At 68.3% G+C, this 22,032-nt stretch carries 19 protein-coding genes and 2 pseudogenes; 10 read left to right on the top strand and 11 right to left on the bottom strand.

Annotated elements, in window-relative coordinates; genetic code table 11:
• The 5 genes and pseudogenes from VET27_RS05825 to VET27_RS05845 form a co-directional block, all read right to left on the bottom strand.
• Positions 1-379: pseudogene (locus VET27_RS05825) on the bottom strand (type VII secretion-associated serine protease); the annotation flags it as partial.
• Positions 380-611: 232 nt separating this feature from the next.
• The gene (locus VET27_RS05830) at positions 612-869 is read right to left on the bottom strand and encodes an HPr family phosphocarrier protein (RefSeq protein WP_526516024.1); all 258 of its coding nucleotides are present in this window, start codon (positions 867-869) and stop codon (positions 612-614) included.
• Between the two features lie 34 nt (positions 870-903).
• Positions 904-2,907, bottom strand: coding sequence for a PTS fructose transporter subunit IIABC (locus VET27_RS05835; protein ID WP_526516026.1), 2,004 nt, complete (start codon positions 2,905-2,907; stop codon positions 904-906).
• Between the two features lie 22 nt (positions 2,908-2,929).
• Positions 2,930-3,907 (bottom strand): 1-phosphofructokinase, encoded by a 978-nt coding sequence (gene pfkB, locus VET27_RS05840; protein WP_526516028.1) that lies wholly within the window; start codon positions 3,905-3,907, stop codon positions 2,930-2,932.
• A complete protein-coding gene (locus VET27_RS05845) occupies positions 3,904-4,683 on the bottom strand; it encodes a DeoR/GlpR family DNA-binding transcription regulator (RefSeq protein ID WP_526516030.1) in 780 nt (259 codons plus the stop codon). Before VET27_RS05845 ends, pfkB begins: the two co-directional genes overlap by 4 nt.
• 102 nt (positions 4,684-4,785) lie before the next feature.
• Between VET27_RS05845 and VET27_RS05850 the strand changes: the two genes are divergently transcribed.
• Complete coding sequence (locus tag VET27_RS05850) at positions 4,786-6,507, top strand: phosphoenolpyruvate--protein phosphotransferase (RefSeq protein ID WP_526516032.1); 1,722 nt, start codon at positions 4,786-4,788, stop codon at positions 6,505-6,507.
• A gap of 99 nt (positions 6,508-6,606) precedes the next feature.
• Positions 6,607-7,486 (top strand): annotated as a pseudogene (locus VET27_RS05855) (pirin family protein).
• On the opposite strand, the gene VET27_RS05860 reads toward VET27_RS05855, so the two are convergent.
• Together VET27_RS05860 and VET27_RS05865 are read right to left on the bottom strand one after the other, a co-directional pair.
• Positions 7,483-9,636, bottom strand: coding sequence for an FUSC family protein (locus VET27_RS05860; RefSeq protein WP_526516034.1), 2,154 nt, complete (start codon positions 9,634-9,636; stop codon positions 7,483-7,485). The pseudogene VET27_RS05855 and the gene VET27_RS05860 overlap by 4 nt on opposite strands.
• A 23-nt stretch (positions 9,637-9,659) precedes the next feature.
• Entirely contained in the window at positions 9,660-10,223 is a 564-nt protein-coding gene (locus VET27_RS05865; RefSeq protein WP_526516036.1) for a TetR/AcrR family transcriptional regulator, read from the bottom strand.
• Positions 10,224-10,409: 186 nt separating this feature from the next.
• Here VET27_RS05865 and VET27_RS05870 point away from each other — a divergent pair, with 186 nt between their 5' ends.
• The 7 genes from VET27_RS05870 to VET27_RS05900 all read left to right on the top strand — a co-directional run bounded on the left by VET27_RS05870 (position 10,410) and on the right by VET27_RS05900 (position 16,684).
• Positions 10,410-11,045, top strand: coding sequence for a TetR/AcrR family transcriptional regulator (locus VET27_RS05870; protein ID WP_526516038.1), 636 nt, complete (start codon positions 10,410-10,412; stop codon positions 11,043-11,045).
• 116 nt (positions 11,046-11,161) lie between these two features.
• Complete coding sequence (locus VET27_RS05875) at positions 11,162-12,094, top strand: class I SAM-dependent methyltransferase (protein WP_526516040.1); 933 nt, start codon at positions 11,162-11,164, stop codon at positions 12,092-12,094.
• A gap of 68 nt (positions 12,095-12,162) precedes the next feature.
• Complete coding sequence (locus VET27_RS05880; protein WP_526516042.1) at positions 12,163-13,572, top strand: aldehyde dehydrogenase family protein; 1,410 nt, start codon at positions 12,163-12,165, stop codon at positions 13,570-13,572.
• 55 nt (positions 13,573-13,627) lie between these two features.
• Positions 13,628-14,491, top strand: a complete 864-nt coding sequence (locus tag VET27_RS05885; RefSeq protein ID WP_526516044.1) for an SDR family oxidoreductase — start codon at positions 13,628-13,630, stop codon at positions 14,489-14,491.
• 41 nt (positions 14,492-14,532) lie between these two features.
• A complete protein-coding gene (locus VET27_RS05890) occupies positions 14,533-15,501 on the top strand; it encodes an NADPH:quinone oxidoreductase family protein (protein ID WP_526516046.1) in 969 nt (322 codons plus the stop codon).
• Positions 15,498-16,205 (top strand): haloacid dehalogenase type II, encoded by a 708-nt coding sequence (locus VET27_RS05895; RefSeq protein WP_526516048.1) that lies wholly within the window; start codon positions 15,498-15,500, stop codon positions 16,203-16,205. Before VET27_RS05890 ends, VET27_RS05895 begins: the two co-directional genes overlap by 4 nt.
• Positions 16,202-16,684 (top strand): DUF456 family protein, encoded by a 483-nt coding sequence (locus VET27_RS05900; RefSeq protein WP_526516050.1) that lies wholly within the window; start codon positions 16,202-16,204, stop codon positions 16,682-16,684. Before VET27_RS05895 ends, VET27_RS05900 begins: the two co-directional genes overlap by 4 nt.
• Positions 16,685-16,724: 40 nt before the next feature.
• On the opposite strand, the gene VET27_RS05905 is transcribed toward VET27_RS05900, so the two are convergent.
• The gene (locus VET27_RS05905; RefSeq protein WP_526516052.1) at positions 16,725-17,039 is read right to left on the bottom strand and encodes a hypothetical protein; all 315 of its coding nucleotides are present in this window, start codon (positions 17,037-17,039) and stop codon (positions 16,725-16,727) included.
• A gap of 117 nt (positions 17,040-17,156) precedes the next feature.
• Here VET27_RS05905 and VET27_RS05910 point away from each other — a divergent pair, with 117 nt between their 5' ends.
• Positions 17,157-17,477 carry an EthD family reductase gene (locus VET27_RS05910; RefSeq protein WP_526516054.1) on the top strand — a complete coding sequence of 107 codons (321 nt, stop codon included), beginning with the start codon at positions 17,157-17,159 and terminating at the stop codon, positions 17,475-17,477.
• Positions 17,478-17,484: 7 nt separating this feature from the next.
• Here the strand turns inward: VET27_RS05910 and VET27_RS05915 are convergent, their stop codons facing one another.
• Genes VET27_RS05915 through VET27_RS05925 form a run of 3 tightly spaced genes read right to left on the bottom strand, consistent with a single transcriptional unit; the run spans position 17,485 to position 22,032 of the window.
• Positions 17,485-18,291: a tyrosine-protein phosphatase gene (locus VET27_RS05915; protein ID WP_526516056.1), complete on the bottom strand. Its 807-nt coding sequence runs from the start codon at positions 18,289-18,291 to the stop codon at positions 17,485-17,487.
• Positions 18,291-19,517: an acyl-CoA dehydrogenase family protein gene (locus VET27_RS05920; protein ID WP_526516058.1), complete on the bottom strand. Its 1,227-nt coding sequence runs from the start codon at positions 19,515-19,517 to the stop codon at positions 18,291-18,293. Before VET27_RS05920 ends, VET27_RS05915 begins: the two co-directional genes overlap by 1 nt.
• A gap of 34 nt (positions 19,518-19,551) precedes the next feature.
• Positions 19,552-22,032: a PEP-utilizing enzyme gene (locus VET27_RS05925; RefSeq protein WP_526516060.1), complete on the bottom strand. Its 2,481-nt coding sequence runs from the start codon at positions 22,030-22,032 to the stop codon at positions 19,552-19,554.

The raw sequence follows: 22,032 nt of genomic DNA on the forward strand, positions 1-22,032 counted from the left end.
TGAGCGTGCCGTGGGAGTCGCAGTCGTTCATGCCGTCGCCGGCCTTGTCGACGAAGTCGCCGCCGGGCAGGGCGGGGACGCGCGGCGAGCCGTTCACCCCGGTGTCGATGACGGCGACAGTTACTCCGGCACCGGTTGCAAACTTCTGGGCGTCGCTAAGTCGGAGGTAGTCGTTGGGCCAGGGCTTGTCAGCGAAGTTCGCGCCGGGGAAGCTGATCGGCGACGAGCAGACGCGGCGTAGCTCAGTGGGCGAATCCGGACCCGTCTCGTCAGGTGGCAGCGCCGACGGATCGATGGCAGGCGGCTCGATGGCGAATGCGGGAGGGGCGCTGAACACCGTCAGGAACAGCACGGCCAGCAACATGGCGATCCTGCGCATCACGCGCCACACCCCTTGCCCCGACGTCCGTCCAGCTTGTGCTGAGCTGCCCACAGCAAAGCAAAAGCCGCCCTGCGGACGGCGTATCCCCTCACGTCGAGCCCCCTGACCACGTGCACCCCGCAATCCTACGGTGCGGCGGGAGTGCCTCATGCACCTTTCTCGACGAGCTCAGGGGAGGCGCAGGTAGCGTCTCCCCTGAGTCGAACGGTGTGACCGTCGATGCGTCTACCTAGGCATCGAGGTCCTGCTGGATGAGCTCCGCGACGGTGGTCAGCGCAGACTCGTCGTCCGAGGCGACCGTGACCTTTGCCCCGTTGTCGGCGCCGAGCGTCATGATCATCAGCGCCGAGCCGGCGTCGACCGGTTCACCGCCGTCCATGGACAAGGTCACCGGAACTCCGGCGTTCACGACGGCTTCGGCGATGATTGCTGCCGGTCGGGCGTGGAGGCCGATCGACGAACCGACGATGACGGTCTTGGCGGGCATGGTGGATCTCCTTAGTGTGTTGGTGTCGAGGATGTCAGGCGGCGACGAGCTCGGGAGCGGAATCCGCGTCGGTCTTGGGCTTGGCGAACTGCTTTGCGGCGACGACGGCCACCGCGGCGACGACGGTTCCGGCCGCCAGGGCGACCAGGAACCACGCCAGATGCCCGATGGCGAAGAACACGAAGATCCCGCCGTGCGGCGCCTTGAGCGTCACGTCGAACGCCATGATCAAGGCGCCGGTCACTGCGCCACCCGCCATCATCGAGGGGATGACCCGCAAGGGGTCGGCCGCCGCGAACGGGATCGCGCCCTCGGAGATGAACGAGGCTCCGAGAAGCCAAGCGGCGCGGCCGTTCTCGCGCTCGGGCTCACTGAACAAGCCGGGCCGCAGGACGGTCGATGCCAGCGCCATCGCCAGCGGCGGCACCATGCCGGCCGCCATGACGGCAGCCATGATCCGCAGCGTTGACGGGTCGGCGACGTTCAGCCCGGCGGTGGCGAAGGCGTAGGCGGCCTTGTTCACCGGGCCGCCGAGGTCGAAGCACATCATCAAGCCGAGGATGACGCCTAGGATGATCACCGAGCTGCCGGAGAGACCGCCGAGCCAGCTGGTCAGGCCGGAGGTGATCGCGGCCAGCGGACGGCCGAGCAACAGGAACATCAGCAGGCCGACGACGAGCGATGCGATCAGCGGAATGATCACCACCGGCATCAGGCCCCGCAGCCAGCGAGGGACGTCGATGCGGCTGATCCACAGGGCGGTGAAGCCGGCGATGAGGCCGCCGACGATGCCGCCGATGAAGCCGCCGCCGACGAAGACGGCCACCGCGCCTGCGGTGAATCCCGGTGCGATGCCGGGGCGGTCGGCGATGGCGAACGAGATGTAACCCGCCAGCGCAGGCACCAGGAACCCGAACGCCAACCCGCCGAGTGTGAACAACACTGCGCCGAGGTACTGAAGGAAACCGCCCGACGGCAGGTTGGTCAGCGAGTTGGTGGTGGCGATGATGTTGCCGAGAGACTGCGTCGCGCCGTCGGGCTTGTTGGCGATGTCGTAGCCGGCGAACAGGAAGCCGAGTGCGATGAGCAGCCCGCCTGCGGCGACGAACGGGATCATGTAGCTGACGCCGGTGAGCAGGATCTGCCGGGTGCGGGTGCCCCAGCCGACTCCTCCGGACGCGGACGGGCTGGACGACGACGGTGCGCCCGTCACGCCCTCCACTCGGGCCGCGTTCGGATTGTCCGCCGCGGCAAGCGCTTCGGTGACCATCTTGTCGGGCTCGTTGATAGCCCGCTTGACGCCGGACGCGATGACCGGCTTGCCTGCGAAGCGACCTCTGTCCTTCACGCCGACGTCGGTGGCGAAGATGACGGCGACCGCGCCGGCGATGGTCTCGGCGGGCAGCGGTGTGCTGCCCGAGGAGCCCTGCGTCTCGACCTGCAGATCGATCCCGGCCTTCTTGCCAGCGGCGACCAACGAATCGGCGGCCATGTAGGTGTGTGCGATGCCGGTGGGGCAGGCGGTGACGGCGACGATGGTCTTGGTCTTCGCAGGCTCGACGGGCGCGGCAGCGGCGGCGGGAGCCGGAGCCGGGTTGACGACGCCCTCGACCAGCTCGACGACCTCGGCGGCGGATCCGGCATTGCGCAGCGATTCGACGAACTCCTTGCGCACCAACGCCCGCGCGAGGCTGGACAGCAGCTTCATGTGCTCGGCGCCGCCGGAGTCCGGCGCGGCGATCAGGAACGCGAGATCGGCAGGACCGTCGGGCGCGCCGAAGTCAACCGCAGGGGACAGTCGGGCGAACCCGATGGTGGCCTGGTCGACGTAGGGGGAGCGGCAGTGCGGGATCGCGATGCCGCCGGGAAGACCGGTGGCGGACTGCGCCTCTCGTGCCATGGCGGCGGCGGCGAGGCCGGCGCCGTCGGAGGAGCGCCCGGCATCGGCGAGGCGAGCGGCGAGCAGGCCGATGACGGCCTCCTTGTCGCCGCCTGCGTCGACGCCGATGGCGACGAGGTCGGTGGTGATGATGGACATTGTTTTTCTTCCTCTTGTCGGGTTAGGGACGGCTGGACTCGGGTGTAATCGCATACACCCGAACGGCATTCAGATCGATCTGTGATGGCGAGGGGAGTGCAGAGCCGGGGAGGGCCGCTGCCGCACTGCCATACGCCACCGCCATCTGCAGGCGGCGTGGGGGCTCGGCACCGCCGACCGCGGCACGTACGTAGCCGGCCAGCGAGGAGTCGCCGGCGCCGACGGTGCTGCGCGGCGTGATGGGTGGCGGTGCGGCCATCCAGCTGCCGGTGGGGTCGACCAACACGGCGCCGGCCGCCCCCAGCGTGACGAGTACGGTCTTGGCGCCGCGCTCGATGAGCCGGTTCGCGGCGGACACCACCGGTGCCGGATCACCCTGGGCGGCAGCCCGTTCGAGTTCGTCCGGCGATGCGCCGACGAGGCCGGCGAGTTCCTCGGCGTTGGGCTTGATGACGTCCGGCGCCGCCGTGCCGAATCCTGCGGCCAGTGCGGCGAGCGGGCGCTCGGAGGTGTCGACGGCGATCTGGCAGGGCGCCGACGCCAGCCGTGCGACGACGTCGGCGTACCACTCGTCGGGCACGCCGGGCGGCAGGGATCCGGAAAGCACTATCCACGAGGCGTTCTCGGCGTGGGCGACGACCGTCCGGGTCAGGGCGTCGAGCGCCGCGGCGTCGAGGTGGGCGCCCGGCTCGTTGAGCTTGGTCGTGGTGCCGTCGGCCTCGGTGATCGCCAGGTTGGTCCGCACGGCGCCGCTGACCGGCACGCACTCGAAGGAGACGCCGGCCGTGCGGAGGGCGGTCACCATCGGGTCGTCGTCGGCGGCTGGCAGGACGGCGACGACGTCGAGGCCCGCGAGGATCAGTGCGCGGGCGACGTTGACGCCCTTGCCGCCCGGCTCGCTCGTGGCGGAGGTGACGCGGTGCACGGCGCCGCGGGTCAGCGGTGTGCTCAGCCCGACGGTGCGATCGATGCTGGGGTTGGGGGTGACGGTGACGATCATTCGTCGCCTCCCGTCGCGATGACCTCGACGCCCTGATCGGTCAGGAGCCGACGGTCCGCGTCGGAGATCTCGGCGTCCGTGATGAGGGTGTCGACGCTGGAGAGCGGCGCGAAGCTGACGAAGTCCTCGCGACCGACCTTCGTCGAGTCGGCGGCGACGACGACGTAGTTGGCGCACGCGACCATGGCTCGTTTCACCGCGGCCTCCTCGCTGTCGGGGGTGGACAGTCCATGCCGGACGCTGATGCCGTTGGTGCCGATGAACGCGATGTCGACGCGAAGGTTGTCGAGCACGCGCAGCGCCTGTTCGCCGACGGTGGCCTGGGTGATGCCTCTGACCCGGCCGCCGAGCAGTTGCAGTGACACCGTCGGTACGGACGCAAGTCGCGCGGCGATGGGTACCGAGTTCGTAACCACGAAGAGTTCGCGGTCGGTGGGCAACTGATTGGCGATGCGCGCCGTCGTGGTGCCCGCGTCGAGGAGCACGCTCGCCCCGTTCAGGGGGAAGAAGTCGGTGGCGGCCTCGGCGATCGCGTCCTTGTAGTCGGCGCGGGTGGTCTCCCGCTCGCCGACCCCCGGCTCGACGAGGTGCAACGCCCGCGTCGGGACGGCGCCACCGTGGACGCGGCGCAACACGCCTGCCCGGTCGAGTGCGGCGAGGTCGCGGCGCACGGTCTCGGTCGTGACGTCGTAGGTCTGCGCGAGTTCGGCCACCGAGGCGCGGCCCTGGCTGATCACCAGTTCGGCGATCGCTTGTTGGCGCTCTTCGGCGTACACGACTCTCCGTCTTTGTGGGATATGTGGTTCTGAAATGTTGATATTGTTGGTTTTACCCCTGACTGTGTTGACTTGTCAATGGATTCTTGTAACCTAGTTCACATGAGCACGACATCGTCTTCCACGTCACTTCATTCCGCGGACGTCGCGCCACTGTCGGCGGGAACCGTTCTGCAGGGCATCCCCGCCGTGGGAGGTGTGCAGTACGCCCCGGTGATCAGGCCGGGCTCGCGGCCGAGCGTCGACGACGCCGTGACGGGTAGCGACCTAGGCGAATCCGATCGGCCCGGCGAGGTTGCGCGCTTCACCGCAGCGGCCGCCACGGTGGCGGACCGACTGCGCGAACGCGCCGCAAACGCATCCGGCGCCACCTCGGAGGTGCTGGCGACTACGGCCACCCTGGCGCAAGACCGAGCCTGGATCGCGGCCACCGAGAAGCGGATCGGGGAGGGCAACCCCGCAGTGCGCGCGGTGACCGGGGCGGTCGACGAGTTCGTCGCCATGTTCACCCAACTGGGCGGACTGATGGCCGAACGGGTGACCGACCTGCGTGACATCCGCGATCGCGTCATCGCCGAGCTCAGCGGCCTGCCCGAGCCGGGCGTGCCCGTGCCGGAGGTGCCGTCGATTCTGTGCGCCGAGGATCTGGCCCCGGTAGACACCGCAGGGCTGGACGCCTCGCTCGTGGTCGCCATCGCCACCACGCTCGGCGGGCCCACCAGCCACACCGCGATCATCGCCCGCCAACTCGGCATCCCCTGCGTGGTCGCCGTCGAGGGTCTCGACGCGGTCGCCGCCGGCACCATGGTGATGGTCGACGGCACGGTCGGCACCGTGACGGTGTCGCCCGACGCATCCGCGGCGACCCGCGCCGTCGACGCGGCGCGGGGCGAAGCCGAACTGGCGAAGAGCTGGAGCGGTCCCGGCGCCACCGCCGACGGGCACGTCGTCGCGATCCTGGCCAACGTGCAGGACGGCGCGGCCGCACGGTCGGCGCGCGAGACGCCCGCGGAGGGCATCGGTCTGTTCCGCACCGAACTGTGCTTCCTGAACCGCTCGACCGAACCCTCCGTCGACGAGCAGGCAACGATCTACGGCGAAGTGCTCGACGCGTTCGACGGACGCAAGGTCGTCATCCGCACCCTCGACGCCGGTTCGGACAAGCCGCTGAAGTTCGTCGGCCATCCCGACGAGGCGAATCCCGCGCTCGGCGTTCGCGGCATCCGCATCGCAAACGGCAACCCCGGCATCCTGACCAGACAGCTCGAGGGGATCGCTGCGGCGGCGAAGGCAACCGGCCACGCGCCGTGGGTGATGGCGCCGATGATCGCCACGCCCGCGGAGGCGGAGGCCTTCGCCACGGAGACCCGGGCACACGGGCTCGTGCCCGGGGTGATGATCGAGATCCCTGCGGCGGCACTGCTGGCCGACCGCATCCTGGAGCACGTCGACTTCCTGTCGATTGGTACCAACGACCTGACTCAGTACACGATGGCCGCCGATCGGATGTCGGCCGAGCTGGCCACGCTGACCGATCCCTGGCAGCCCGCGGTGCTGGCGTTGGTCGCGATGACGGCGAAGGCGGGTGTCGCGGTCGGCAAGCCCGTCGGCGTCTGCGGTGAGGCCGCCGCCGATCCACAACTGGCGTGCGTGCTGGTGGGGTTCGGTATCTCGTCGCTGTCTGCAGCCGCGGCCGCCGTCAGCGCCGTCGGGGCGAAACTCGCCCAGGTCACGCTCGCGCAGTGCCGCGAGGCGGCCGACGCGGCCCTGGCCACGGCGACCGCGGCCGACGCACGCGCCGCCGCGAGCGCGGTCCTCTCCTGAGGCCGAGCAGACGCAAAAGTGCCCGTTTCGCGGCGTGTTGCGACACCTTTGCGTCTGCTCGCGCAAGAGAGGGGCAGTGCTTCGACATAGGAGACACCGATGCCCGCCATCACCCTTGACCGCATCGCGGGAACCGCCGCGACCGATACCTCACGTCCGGTGCGGTCGGTGACGACCGGGCCGCGCGGTTACGAAGGCGAGGGCTTCCCCGTCGTCCGTGCCTTCGCCGGCGTCAGCGCTGCCGCGCTGGATCCCTTCGTGCACATGGATCAGATGGGCGAGGTCGAGTACGAACTAGGCGCACCGCGGGGCACCGACTGGCACCCGCACCGCGGCTTCGAGACGGTGACCTACATGATCGACGGCCGCTTCGCGCACCAGGATTCCCACGGCGGTGGCGGACTCATCACCGACGGCGCCACGCAGTGGATGACCGCTGGCTCGGGCATCCTGCACATCGATACGCAGCCTGCCGAACTCGTCGAGAGCGGCGGCACGTTCCACGGCATCCAGCTCTGGGTGAACCTCCCCCTCAAGGACAAGTTCGCCACCCCGCGGTACCACGCGATCGAGGGCGGACAGGTCAAGCTGTTGTCCTCCGACGACGGCGGCGCGTTGGTCCGGATCATCGCAGGCGAGATCGACGACCAGCAGGGCCCTGGCTCGACACATACGCCGATCACGTTGGCGCACGCCACCATTGCGCCCGGGGCACGCGTGGACGTGCCGTGGAACCGCTCGCGGTCATGGGCCCCGGCGACCGGATCACCGTCGCGGCCAGTGGAACGCAGGACTCACGCACCCCCGCCATGTAGGTTCTGCTGTTGGGCGGCAGGCCCATTCGCGAGCCGTGTTCCACTACGGCCCCTTCGTGATGAACTCGAAGTCAGAAGTCATCCAGGCGATGGAGGACTTCAACGCAGGCACGTTCGGCACGATCCCGCCGGACGCGTTGATGCCGCACACCGAGGGGCGTTAGCCGCTCTTCAGCGCGACTGGGCTCGCCGGTTCCGGGTAGAGCAGCTCCAGTTCGCCGAGGTTCGCCGCCACCGTGACCAGCGGTAGCGCCGCCCTGATCGCCAGCTCATTGTCGCCGGCCTCGGCGCGGAGGGCCAAGACGAAGTCGTCGCTGATCGGGCCGAGATCGTGCACCGGACGTCTGCCGTGCAGGCGTTCTCGGATCGCGGCGGTGTGCATCTCGAGCACCTTGCGCACCCGCGGATAGACGGTCAGTGGCGGCGGCACCACGTCGGCGACCAGCTCGGCGGCGGTGCGCACCCGAACGGCACGGTTGGCGGCGCGAATGACCGGCGCGCGCTGATCCGTCGACCCACCGCTCTCCGAAAGGTAATGGCGTACGGCATCATCCAGCGTTCGCGACGCCGTCATGGCGGCGTGGCCCAACGAGAAGACCCGGTCGTTGGCCGATTCCGAGGCGCCACGGGTCACCCGTTTGACCGCCACGGTGAGATACGTCGCCCCTGCGGCGACGGCGGCGTCCACGGCCCGCGACACCCGCGCCGCCGCGCCACGCGGCCAGAGCAGCACCGACACGACGGCGCCCACCATCGCGCCGACGAGGACGTCCTCCACCCGGATCAGGCCCACCTGCCAACCGCTCGGATTGATGACGTTGAAGATGATCAGCACCATCATCGTGAACATCGCCTGGCCCGCCACGAAGGAGGCGACCTCCGGCACGTACGCCGATCCGAAGGCGACGACGGGCAACGCGATCCACAGCACGATCGGATCGACACCCATCAGCTCGATGAAGACGACGCCGAGCAGGAAGCCGATCGTCGTCCCCACGACGGCGCGGACCACCCTCGTTCCCGTGGTCAAAGCGCTGCTGCGCAGGACGGACATCGCACCGAGGACCACCCAGAAGCCGTGCTGGACGGGAAAGACGTGGGTGACGGCGACCGCGAGGGCGAGGCCGAGGCCGGTACGGATGCTGTTGCGCACGACGACCGCTCTGGTGGAGAGGAACCCGCCGGGCAGCGAGGTGAGCGCCTGCGACTCGGAGAGGAGGCGTTCGGCGGCCCCTGCCTCGGGCAGCCTGCGGCCGAGAACGCGGGCCCATACCGGGCGGGCGTCGGCCGCGGCGGCGATGCCGATGACCCGTCCCGTGGTGCCCACGCAGCCCGATATGGTTCTGCGGGTCAACAGCTTTCGTCCCACACCGATGGCGGTGGCGTCGTTGGGTTCGGCGAGTATGTCGGTGATGTCGTCGCGGTAGCGGCTCTTGGCGATCAGCCGTTGGACCGCCAGCGCTTCGGACAAGTTCGCGCGGTAGGTGTCTCGGTCGGCGACCCGCGTGCCGAGCACCTGGGCGCTCTCGCGCAGCACCCGCACGACGGGATCACGCATCTCGGCCAGCAGATCGCCGCTGGAGTCGTTGACGCGATCGGAGAGCCACTGCAGGTCGTCGACCACGCGCACCAGCGCGCGACTGCCCGCGGTCAAACCCACCGGCCGGAAGTCGGCGCCGAGGAAGTTGGCCCGCAACGCGCCCATCGCCGACGCCACGTCGTCAGCCGATGCTGCACCGTCGAGGCGGTCGGCCAGGGTCCGGCACACCAGTGCGGCGTGACGGCGAAGGTCGTCGTGGTGACGAGGCGGCAGCAGGAACAACGCAGCGGGCACGGCCAGCGAGAGCGCGATGAACCAGCCGAGGAGGCGCTCGGGGATGGGACCCACGGGCGTGCACGCGGGCAGCACGAAGGTCAGCAGCGTCGACCGCTGACCCGCGGCGAAGGTCTCACTGAGAACGCCGGAGAACGTCACGGTCACGGCGAGGACGAACATCGTCAGCACCGCCAGCCAGGGGATCGGCGCCACCAAAGAACCCAGCGTGATGAGAACGACGCCGTTGACGCCGAGACCGCCGTAGGCCAGCGCCCGCGCGGGCCGGTTGCCGGGGAAGTCGACGGTGATCAACAGTGCCACCGAGCCGAAGATCGCGAACAACGGTGTCTGCGAATCACTTCCGACGGCGAATCCGGCGGCGGCGGCGAGCGGCAGCACGATCGCCGCCCGGACTGCGCGTCGCGCCGCGTCGTTCTCCGGGTCGCGCTCCCCGACCCGATCGATCGCCCGGCGCCAGAGGCCAGCCGGGGTCAGCATGCACCGGATGGTAGACCGGCGCGTCAGGTGATGTCCGGCACCGAGGCGAACCGGCCGGAATCGAGGGCGTCGAGCAACTGAGCGCCGATCCACGCCAGGTCCTTCGAGGCGAGCGGCAACCTGGACTGCTCGTAGCCGATAAACAGGTACATCGCCGAGGACGCGAACACCCGCGCCCGGTGCTTGTCGTCCAGGATCGCGAACGCGGCGTCGAGAAGCACGTCGAAGCGCCTCTGATCGACGGCAGACTGAACGGCCTGCACCTCGGCGTCGATCGAACTCCAGACGCGGATCGCCGCTTCGGTGCCGTGCGGCAGTTCGAGGGCGGTCTGAATGAACTTGCCGATGCGCCGCCGGGGATCGAGCTGCGTGCAGACGGTCGCGATGCTGATGGCGCGGGCTTCGGCCCAGTAGTCGACCAGAGCCCGGGTGTACGCCGACCAGCTGGGGAAGTAGTGATAAAAGGACCCCGTGGTGACGCCGAGGCGGTGGCATACGCCTGCGAGTTTGAGGCCGCCGTACCCGAGGTCGGACAGCACTTCGAGGCCAGTCTCGAAGTAAGACTCCCGAGACACCGAACCCGCCATGAGAGGAAAGCCTAGTTGCCGGGGCGAGGTACGCACCTAGATGGTGGCTGTCAGGGATGTCGGAATTCCGTCATATTCGCAAGTTAGCCCCGATTGACGACGGGGATGGTTTGCTGGAGTCGAGGCGTTTACGCCCTGCAACCATTCGGGTTCTGGATCCCAGGTGACATGTGGCACAATTTGACTGTGCCGCATACCTCGACCCGAGGACCTGGCCGCCCACCTGCAGCGAAGGCGGCTGAGACGCGGGAGCGCATCGTGCGCGCAGCACGTGAGGTTTTCAGCGAACTCGGTTATGACGCAGCAACATTCCAGGCCATCGCGATACGTGCCGATCTGACGCGCCCGGCGATTAATCACTACTTCGCCAGCAAGCGGGTTTTGTACGCCGAAGTGGTCGAGAAGACCAACGAGATGGTGGTTGCCGCAGGCATGGCCAAGGCGGAGGGGCAGACCTCGCTGCAGAAGCGCCTTTCGGCGTTCTTCTCGGCTGTCATGCAGGCCGATACCCGTGACCGGTCGGCTGCTGCGTTCCTGGTTACCTCGGTGCTGGAATCCCAGCGCCACCCCGAGCTCAGCCGCGACGAGCACAACTTGCTCAAGACGTCCAGGGCGTTCGTGACCTGGGCCGTTACCGATTCGCTCCAGCGTGGCGAGCTCACGACGGACACCGACGTCCCGACGCTGGTCGAGATGCTGGTCGCCGTCATGTGGGGCATGGGTTTCTACGCCGGATACGTCGGCGGCCACGACGAGCTCACCACCATCGTCGACAAGCTGGAGCTTCTGCTGGCGAACAAACTCTGGAAGCTTGCCGAGTAACTCGGCTTGCTTCAGCATTCCGCTCGAGGTGGCGTAGCCCACACCGCCGCATAGCTCGACTAACTTTCTCGGTAGCATGGCGAGCGACCTGAACGGCTACCAAACGAACGGCACCCATGAGTTCCTTGCGCACGCACGACGACACCTGGGACATCGCCACCAGCGTGGGATCCACCGCGGTGATGGTGGCCGCCGCGCGGGCCGGTGAGACGGAGCGCGAAACGCCGTTGATCCGCGACCCGTACGCCAAGGTTCTGGTTGCCGGCGCGGGTACGGGGATCTGGGAGATCATGCTCGACGACTCCTTCGTCGAGAAGGTCGCGGAAGCCGACCCCGAGGCCGCGGCAATCTTCGAGCACATGGGCAGCTACCAAGCCGTGCGGACGCACTTCTTCGACGCGTTCTTCGCCGATGCGGCCGCCACCGGAATCCGTCAGGTCGTCATTCTGGCGTCGGGCCTGGACTCCCGGGCGTACCGGCTCGACTGGCCGGCCGGCACCACCGTTTTCGAGATCGATCAGCCCAAGGTCCTCGAGTACAAGGCGGCGACCCTGGCAGAGCACGGGGTACGACCGACCGCGCTCCGCCACGAGGTGCCCATCGACCTGCGCTACGACTGGCCGACGGCGCTGTTGGAAGCGGGCTTCGATGCTGCGGTGCCGACGGCGTGGCTCGCGGAAGGCCTGCTGATGTATCTGCCGGCCGACGCCCAGGACCGGCTGTTCGCGCAGATCACCGAACTGAGCGCCTCCGGCAGTCGGGTCGCCGCCGAGACCGTCGGGGTGCAGGCGGAAGACCGGCGTGAAGTGATGCGCGAACGGTTCCAGCAGATCGCCGCGCAGTTCGGCATGGAGGACGCCATCGACGTGGGCGACCTGATGTACCACGACGAGAACCGGTCGGACGTCGCTGACTGGCTGAACGGACACGGCTGGGCGGCGTCGGCGGTGACCTCGCGGGACGAGATGCGTCGCTTGGGCCGCTGGGTTCTGCCGGAGGAGACCGACCAGAAGGCGTTCTCCGACTTCGTGGTGGGCGAGCGCGGCTGACTGAGGTCTGTTCGCCAACCAGGTGGTTGGTTAGGATCGGGTATTCCTCGGGTCAGGAAGGACTCCCCATGACCACCGAATTCGTCGCTCCGCCCAGCTCAGCGGCCACTGCAGTCGACATTCCCGCCGTCGTCGCCGGACTGCGCAAAACCTTCGCCACCGGTCGGACCCGTGACGTCGCCTGGCGCAAACAGCAGTTGCAGGCGCTCGAGAAGCTGGTCGTCGACAACGAGGCCGCCATCTCGGAGGCACTCGCGCAGGACCTCGGCCGCAAGCCCTTCGAGGCGTGGCTGGTCGACACCGCCGTCACCGCCGGTGAGGCTAGATTCGCGGCCAAGCACGTCGGCAAGTGGACGAAGCGCAAGCATCGACTGCTCGAGTTCTCCCAGCTGCCCGGCCGCGGGTGGGTGGAGTACGAGCCGTACGGCACGGTGCTGATCATCGGCGCATGGAACTTCCCCTTCAATCTGACCCTCGGCCCGCTGGTAGGTGCGCTTGCAGCGGGCAATACCGTCGTGCTCAAGCCCTCGGAGATCTCGCCCGCATCCTCGGCCCTGATGGCCGAGCTGGTGCCGAAGTACCTGGACACCGACGCGATCGCCGTGATCGAAGGCGACGGCGCGGTCAGCCAGGAGCTGATCTCGCAGGGCTTCGACCGGCTGTGCTTCACCGGTGGCACCGAGATCGGCCGCAAGGTCTACGAGAGCGCGGCGTCGCACCTGACCCCGGTCACCCTCGAGCTCGGTGGCAAGAGCCCGGTGATCGTCGCGGCTGATGCCGATATCGACGTGGCCGCCAAGCGAATTGCCTGGATCAAGGTAGTGAACTCGGGCCAGATCTGTCTGGCCCCGGACTACGTGCTGGCTGATGCGTCCATCCGGGACGACCTAGTGCGCAAGCTCGGCGACGCCCTGGACGAGTTCCAGGCCGATCAGCCCGAAGGTTTGCGCATCGTCAACGTGCGCCACTTCGATCGGCTGGCCGGCTACTTGGCCGCCACCAAGGGCACCGTAGCTTTCGGCGGTGGAATGGATGCGGCGCAAGCGAGGATCCAACCGACGGTTATCGTCGACCCCGCACCGGACGAGCCGTTGATGACGGACGAGATCTTCGGACCCATTCTGCCGGTGCTTACCGTCCAATCCCTGGACGAAGCAATCGAATTCGTCAACTCACGGCCCAAGCCGTTGGCGGCCTACCTGTTCACCAAGAGCAAGGACGTGCGTGAGCGGGTCATCAAGGAGGTGTCGGCGGGCGGCATGCTGGTCAACCACCTGCTGTTCCATGCTGGGACGTCCAAGCTACCGTTCGGCGGGGTTGGCGCATCGGGGATGGGGGCCTACCACGGGAAGTTCGGCTTCGAGGAGTTCAGTCATCGCAAGTCGGTGATGACCAAGCCCACCCGACCCGATTTAGCAGCAATGATCTACCCGCCGTATACAGAGAAGGCGTGGAAGCTGGCGCGAAAGCTCTTCTAGCCTCTAGCCTCGCGCAGCGGAACTCGTCAACGTAGATCGAGAGAATGGGAACGCAATGCCCGGAGTGCAGGATCGCGTCATCGTCGTCACCGGAGCCGGTGGTGGTCTCGGACGTGAGTACGCCCTGACCCTCGCCCGCGAGGGCGCCAGCGTCGTGGTCAACGACCTCGGTGGATCCCGCGACGGGTCGGGCGCCGGATCGGCGATGGCCGACCAGGTCGTCACCGAGATCAAAGACGCCGGTGGCAGAGCGGTCGCGAATTATGATTCGGTCGCCGAGGCCGAGGGCGCCGAGAACATCATCAAGACGGCGATCGACGAGTTCGGCGCCGTGCACGGTGTGGTCAGCAATGCGGGCATCCTGCGCGACGGAACGTTCCACAAGATGACATACGAGAACTGGGACGCCGTTCTCAAGGTGCACCTCTACGGCGGGTACAACGTGCTGCGGGCTGCGTGGCCGCACTTCCGCGAGCAGAGCTTCGGGCGCGTCGTCGTCGCGACCTCGACCAGCGGGCTGTTCGGCAACTTCGGGCAGGCCAACTACGGCGCCGCGAAGTTGGGCCTGGTGGGTTTGATCAACACGCTGGCTCAGGAAGGCGCCAAGTACAACATCAAGGCCAACGCCGTCGCACCGATCGCAGCCACCCGGATGACGCAGGACATCCTGCCGCCCGAGGTGTTCGAGAAGCTGACGCCCGAGTACGTGGCGCCGGTGGTGGCGTATCTCTGCACCGAGGAACTGCCCGACACCGACTCGATCTTCATCGTCGGCGGCGGCAAGGTGCAGCGCACGGCGCTGTTCCAGAACGACGGTGTGACGTTCTCCTCGGTCCCGTCGGTCGACGACGTGGCCGCCAAGTGGGGCGAGATCACCGATCTGTCCGCAGCGCAGTCGGCCAGCTTCAAGCTCGGCTGACCTTCGGTGGGCAGGAGCGAAGCGACCCGGGGCTCTACTCAGTGAAGGCGCTTGTAGCGCAACAACTCTCCGGGCCATCGGGCTTGGTCTACACCGACGTCGACGAGCCAGCCGGCGACGGCATGGTCGTCGTCGATGTCGGTGCGGCCGGGGTCAGTTTCCCCGATCTGCTGCTGATCAGGGGCGAGTACCAACTCAAGCTGGAACCTCCGTTCGTGCCGGGAACCGAGGTCGCGGGCGTCGTCCGGTCGGCACCTGCCGACTCGGGTTTCGCTGCAGGACAGCGGGTTTCGGCGTTGACGATGCTCGGCGCCTGGACCGAACGGGTGGCGGTCCCGGCGACCAGCGTGATGCCCACGCCCGACGGTGTCGACGACGGGTCCGCGGTGTGCCTGCTGGGCAACTACTACACGATGTACTTCGCGCTGGTCCGTCGGGCCGCGCTCCTCTCTGGTGAGACGGTCCTGGTGCTCGGATCGGCGGGCGGGGTCGGCACGGCGGCCATTCAGATCGCAAAGGCGCTGGGCGCCAGAGTGATCGCGATGGTGCACCGGACGGGAGCCATGGACTTCGTGGGGTCGCTGGGCGCCGACGTGGTGTTGCCGCTGACGCCGGGTTGGGCGCAGGCGGTTCGCGACCACACCGACGGCCGCGGCGTGGACGTCGTGGTCGACCCCGTTGGTGGAAGTGTCTTCGACGACGCAATCCGGGTGCTGGCGACCGAGGGACGGCTGTTGGTGTTGGGCTTCGCGTCGGGTGGCGGCATTCCGACCGTCAAGGTGAATCGGTTGCTGCTGCGCAACGTCAGCGTCGTCGGTGTCGGTTTGGGCGAGTTCATCAACCGCACGCCAGGAGCGCAGGCGGAGATCGGCGCCGGACTGGGGAAGCTCGTCGAGGCGGGGCTGCGGCCGCCGCCCCCCGTGCGTCATCCGCTGTCGGAGGGACGGGCGGCGCTGGAGAGCCTGGCCAACGGAGGCGTCCAGGGCAAGCTGGTACTCGAGCCGTCATGAGCGTCCCTCGGGTACTGGCCTTCGACGTCTTCGGAACGGTCGTCGACTGGCGCTCCAGCATCATCGGTGAGCTCGAGATGTTCGGCGAAAGGCATGGGGTGGCGGAGGATTGGGCCACCTTCGCCGATGATTGGCGCGGCGGGTACCCAGCAGCGATGGACCGGGTCCGCACCGGTGAACTCCCGTGGTTGAAGATCGACGCGTTGCACCGGCTGATCCTGGCCGACCTGCTCGATCGAGCGGGCATCGGAACCCTGCCCGACGCGGACGTCGCGGAACTCAACCTCGCCTGGCACCGGCTGGACCCGTGGCCGGACTCGGTGGAGGGGCTGGCGCGGCTGAAACGTCGTTTCGTCATCACGACGCTGTCCAACGGGAACGTGTCGCTGCTGACCAACATGGCCAAGCGGGCCGGGTTGCCATGGGATTGCGTGATTTCCGCCGAGCTGTTTCACCACTACAAGCCGGATCCCGAGGCGTACCTTGGCTGTGCCGAGCTCCTCGACGTCGCGCCGGGGGAGCTGATGCTCGTGGCGGCGCATCCCAGTGACTTGAGGGCGGCGCGGGACGCGGGCTTGATGACGGCGTACGTGGCTCGGCCGTTCGAGCGGGGACCCAATCGCAGGCCGCCGCGTACGGAGGACGGCGAGTTCGACCTCGCGGCCGACGACTTCCTCGACCTTGCTGCGAAACTGGAGGCATGAACACCCTCGAGACCCTGCTCGTGGCGATGGTGATCGCCGTCGGTCTGATCGGCATTCTGGTGCCCTTGTTACCAGGCAGCATCCTGGTGTTCGCGGCCATCGCGGTGTGGGCGTTCGTCGAGGGGAAGACGGTCGCGTGGGTGACGCTCGGTGTCGTGACGGCGATTCTGGCCGCCGCGCTGCTGGTGAAGTATCTGTGGCCGATGAAGCGGATGCGCAGCGCGGACGTCGGCACGTGGAGCCTGTTGGCCGGCGGCGTGCTTGGCATCGTCGGGTTCTTCGTGATCCCCGTCGTCGGGCTGGTCATCGGTTTCGTACTAGGCGTCTTCCTCGCGGAGCTGGCGCTACGTCACAACTCAAGGTTGGCGTGGGCATCGACCGTGCATGCGATGAAGGGTGTTGCGCTGTCGGTCGGGGTCGAGCTGGCCGGGGCGTTGCTGGCGACGATGGTCTGGGTCGCCGGGGTGTTGCTGGTCTGAGGGACGGAGCCGCCGGTCCGACGGCTCTCCAACCACCGACCTAGTTGCCCGCCTTCGAGCGAATTTCGCGGGCTTGAGCGCGTAGCGCCAGCACGCGGTGGTGAATTCGGTATTCCGTCGACCGTGGCATCTCGAACGGTCCGTACACGCCGCGCCCGAGTCGGCAGACCCGGCAATGCCCCATCTCCCACCGCAGCGCGTCCGAAACCGACTTGGGCGGATTCCCGACGATGACGAAGCCCTGCTCAGTGAGCCCGGCGATCAAGTCCGGGATGGTGGCCCGTCCGTGCTGGAAGAGATAGTTGGTGAGCGCGTACCGAAGTTCAGTCCCGCGCAGCACGGCTGAGTCATCCATGGCGAGACGATGGCACGACGGTCCGACACCGACTCGGATTCGCTCGGAGGTGGGCACCCGGGTGTGTGGTGAAAGAGAGGTCATGCGGTAAGCGAGGATGGGGTCCATCATGGGTGCATGTCCGAAACCAAGATCACGGTCATCTACGACAACCCCACCGATCCCGAAGCCTTCGAAACCGCCTACGAAGCAGACCAACTGGAGGCGGCGCGCAACATCCCCGGCCACATCCGCTTCGAGACGTCGAAGGTGTGGCCCAAGGAAGACGGATCCCCGACCCCCGCCTACCGGATGATCGACCTCTACTACCCGGACTACGACGCCGCCAGCCTGGCCGTCACCACACCAGAGGCGGGGGCGTTCTTCCAAGCCATGGCCCAGCTCTCCACTGGCGGCGTTCGCGTGCTGGTCTCCGACGTCGAGATCACCCGTGACTGACTAGGGACTAGGCCAGCAGTGACTCGCGCAGCCGCGACACCTGATCGGCGGTCACGCCGACCGCCTCGAGGTAGTTGGCGGCTGTTCCGTAGTCGGCGTCGATCGAGCGTCGGGCGGCCACCAGGTACTCCTCGCGCACGCCGAGCACCTCGTCGTTGAGTCGCGCCTCGGCGAACGTGACGATCTCCGGCGTCGTCGACTCCTCGGCGCGGTTACGGATCGACTCCAGGATCCGCTCCCGCAGGTGCGGCACCGCCGCATTGCTGCGCAGAAAGTCCGCCACGATCGCATCGCGTTGCACGCCAACGGTTTCCAGCACCAGCGCAACGGTGAACCCGGTGCGGTCCTTGCCTGCGAAGCAGTGCGCGATGACGGGCCGCTGGTCAGCCAGCAACGAGATGACCTGGCGCACCGCCGTCTTGGCCCCGGGGAGCGACGGAAAGCGCTGGTACTCCTCGGTCATGAAACGCGCTGCCGCAACGGCGACATCCTCGTCGTCCGGCTTCGACGTCATCATCTGCTCGAAGGCGCTCTCGTGCGGGGCGTCGGGCTGGTCGCGGGCGAGCTCGTGGAACGGCAGCAGGTGGACGGCCACGCCATCGGGGACCTGGCCGGGCCCTCGACGCTCCACTTCTCGCTGCGATCGCAGGTCGGCGACGTCGCCGATGCCCAACCGCGCCATGGCCGAGCGACCCTCATCGTCCAGACGGCTCAGCTCGCTGGACCGGAAGAGCCGACCTGGCCTGATCCCCGTCTCCTCCGCGACGTCACGGAAGTTCCAGGCTCCGGAGAGCTCGGTGCCATTGGAGACCACTATGCGGTCACCGCTGCCGCGAAAGCGCTCTTCTCCCTGCCGAGTTCGGCACGCGCGATGGAGCGCATGTGCACCTCGTCGGGACCGTCGAACAGGCGCATCGCGCGGTGCCAACCGTAGAGCCGCGCCAACGGGAAGTCGTCGCTGACCCCCGCGGCGCCGTGCACCTGGATGGCCCTGTCGAGGACGTTGCACGCCATCTGCGGCGCGACGGCCTTGATCATCGCCACCTGGTTGCGGGCTTCCTTGTTGCCATGCTGGTCGATCGTCCACGCCGCCTTCTCGCAGAGCAGACGAGCCTGATCGATCTCGTTGCGGGACAACGCGACCTGCTGCTGCACCACACCCTGCTGGGCGAGCGGCTTGCCGAACGCGATGCGCTTGTTCACCCGGTCGACCATCAGCGCCAGCGCCCGCTCGGCCACGCCGATGGCACGCATGCAGTGGTGAATCCGGCCCGGACCGAGGCGGGCCTGGGCGATCGCGAACCCGCCGCCCTCCTCACCGAGCAGATTGCTCACCGGCACCCGCACGTTGTCGAAGACGACCTCGGCGTGCCCGTGCTGGTCCTGCCAGCCGAACACCGGAAGCGAGCGCACGATCGTCACCCCCGGGGTGTCGATCGGCACCAGGATCATCGACTGCTGCTGATGTGACGCGGCGTCGGGGTTGGTGCGGCCCATCACGATCAGGATCTTGCAGCGCGGATCGTTGGCGCCCGAGGCCCACCACTTGCGGCCGTTGATGACGTAGTCGCCGCCGTCGCGCAGCATCGTCGTCTCGATGTTGCGCGCGTCGCTGGAGGCCACCGCGGGCTCCGTCATCGCGAAGGCGCTGCGGATCTCGCCGTTCAACAGCGGCTCCAGCCACTGCTTGCGCTGCTCCTCGGTCGCGAACAGATGCAGCGTCTCCATGTTCCCCGTGTCGGGCGCCCCGCAGTTCAGCGCCTCGGGCGCCAGCTCCATGCTCCAGCCCGACAGCTCTGCCAGAGGCGAGTACTCGAGATTGGTCAGCCCCGACTCCGCAGGCAGGAACAGGTTCCACAGGCCCCGGTCCTTGGCGAGCTTCTTCAGCTCCTCGACCACCGGCGGCACCGTGTGATCGTTCGGCCCGGCCTCCAGCCGGTACTGGTCGTACGAGTGCTCCGCGGGGAACACGAACTCCACCATGAAGTCGGTGAGCCGTTGGTGGTAATCCTGCGCTTTTGCCGACCTTGCGAAGTCCATGACAGTCACAATATGACACGCGTCAGATGGAGCCTCACGCACCGAGCACGGTGATGTCGCCGGTGGCCCCGTCGACTTCGATCAACGTGCCGGTCGACAGCCGCGCGGCAGCGCCTCTGGCGTTGACGACGCACGGCACGCCGAACTCGCGGGCGACGATCGCCGCGTGCGACGTCGGCCCGCCCAGCTCCGTCACAACGGCGGCCGCATAGGCGAACGCCGGGGTGTAGCCCACGTCGGTGACCTTGGCGACGAGGATCTCACCCGGCTGAAGGTCGTCGATCGTATCGGCGTGCACGACGCGGACCAGACCGCGGACCCGGCCGCCCGACACCCCGATGCCGTGCAGAACCTCACCGCCCCGAAAGGCGTCCCCCGTTCCGCTCGTTGGGAGCCACTGGCCGCTGAAGGCCTCCGGCGGCACCAGCTCCTGCAGCGCCGCCTGTTCGGCTCGACGGCGGGCGACGATGCCGGCGAGGTCGGGCGGGGGCGCGTCCAACTCGTCGACGAGCAGGTAGAACACGTCGTCGACCTCGCTGAGCTCGCCAGCCTCGACCATGCGGCGGCCCTGCTCCCGCAGCAACCTCCGGAGCACCCAGATTGCGCGCACCATCCGGTCGCGCCGAACCTCACGCTCGCGGATCTGGCTGGCCGCGGCGACGGCGACCGCCCGCGCTCGCAGCGGCACCTGCGGCAGGACCGGTAAGTCCCGCGCCTCCACCACGAGCGCCTTGGTCACCATGCGGATCAATAGGTCGGGGTCATCGGAATATGTCGCACAACGCATCTCGACCTCGCCAGGCCCCCGGTGCCCGATGAGGGCAAGCTCGCGGGCCAATGCGGCGGAGAACTCCGGCGTCTCGGCGGCGAGAGCGGCGGCATCGATCGCCGGTTGGGACAGCAGCCGGGCCGCCACCGGGTTGCGCCGCGCCGCCGCCGCCAGTCGATGGACGGCGCCGAGGGCCTGCGCGCTGACCAGCTCGTCCCCCGCGGCAGGCATGACGTCGCGTCCGCAGAGCAGTCGCATGACCACGCCGTAGCCGGCGCACAGCAGAATCGACGCCGACGAGAGCACCCATCCGTGGACGACGTGATCGCGCCCCAGCAGGATCAGCTCCCGCAGCCGGCGGTCGGACAGGTCTGCGGGCTGCTCGGACGCCGACTCCAGCCGCGCGACGTCGCCGACGAAGTCACCGGTGTCGCGGTTCGAGCCAGCGGAGAGGCCGATCAGGCAGTTGGCGAACGTCAACCCGCCGCGGAGCTGGCGGACGATCCCGCGCGGTTCGACGGGCGGCAGATGCTCGCCGAACAACTCCAGGCCGTCCTCGGCGTGTCCGAAGAACCCCGACAGCACGATCGCGGGGTCGATGAACGGCACCGTGTGCGCCATGAAGTGTCCAGTCGTGATGCCCGCATACAGACGATGGCCGAAGACGCCGGTCGTCCGCACCGACATCTCGCGCTGAACGGCGCCGCCAGGTCGGAGTCGCTCGGAGATCACCAGACCCGCCGCACGCGTGCCCAGCACGGTCACCGAGGCCGACGACGGTGAGAACGGTCCAGCCAACGCCTCCGACAGGTTCGTGGCGATGAACGCGGGAAACCGTGGGTCGATGGGGGTGTCGAACTCGCCGTTCGCGGCGCCCTTCCCGGCGGGCACCGGCTCGACGCCGTCGGGCGAGGGTGCATCGACCGCCGGGATCTCGAGTACGCGAGGTAGCCGCCAGGGGATGTCGTGGACGGTGGTGCCCAGGGCGATCCGGCCGCGGCACGCGAGCGTGAAGTCCTCCACCACCTCCGCCGCGTCGTAACCGGGGGTGAATCCCCAGTCGTCGTGGAGATCGGTGAGGTCCAGGGTCGGCAAGGGGCGCGCCCGCCAGCCGAAGCCGTTCGGCACGAATCTGCGCAGTGGTGAGGGGATCGAGACGACGGGTCTGCCGATGGCGGTGGCGATCGAGCGCAGGGTGGTGTGACCCGCGGCCGCGACGTCGACTCGACCCGCGGGCAGCCCGGGATCGAGCAGTGCCCGCACGAGCACCCGTTCGACGTCGTGTGCGTGCACCACCTGCAGGGGCCTGTCGGCGGAGCCGTCGACGTCGAGGACGACCGGTCCGGAACACCTCTGCAGCACGGCGTCGTCGACGTGACGGCCCAGCACGAGTGCCGTCCGGACGACGATCGCGTGGAGTCCGGACGCGACGACCTCGGCTGTAATCGACGCGGTGTCGTCCGCGGGCCAGATCGGCGACACGACGACGAGGCGCCCGACGTCCGCCGCCGCCACCGCGTCGAGCAGGGCAGTCACGCTCGCCGAGTTCGCGGCACCGTGCAGGACCGCGTCGGCCCCCTTCATGACGTCTGCGTCGTACCCCTCCGAGACGACGAAGTCGACTGAGCCCGGCCAACTGTCGGGACGCCGCACCCCGACGCCGACGACGTCGTGGGTCAGGCTGACCAGTCGGGCGGCCACCCCACGCCCGATGGCGCCGTCGGCCCCCGTGACGACGATCCTCAT

This window comes from Mycobacterium sp. (assembly GCF_035633495.1).
Taxonomy (GTDB): Bacteria; Actinomycetota; Actinomycetes; order Mycobacteriales; family Mycobacteriaceae; genus Mycobacterium.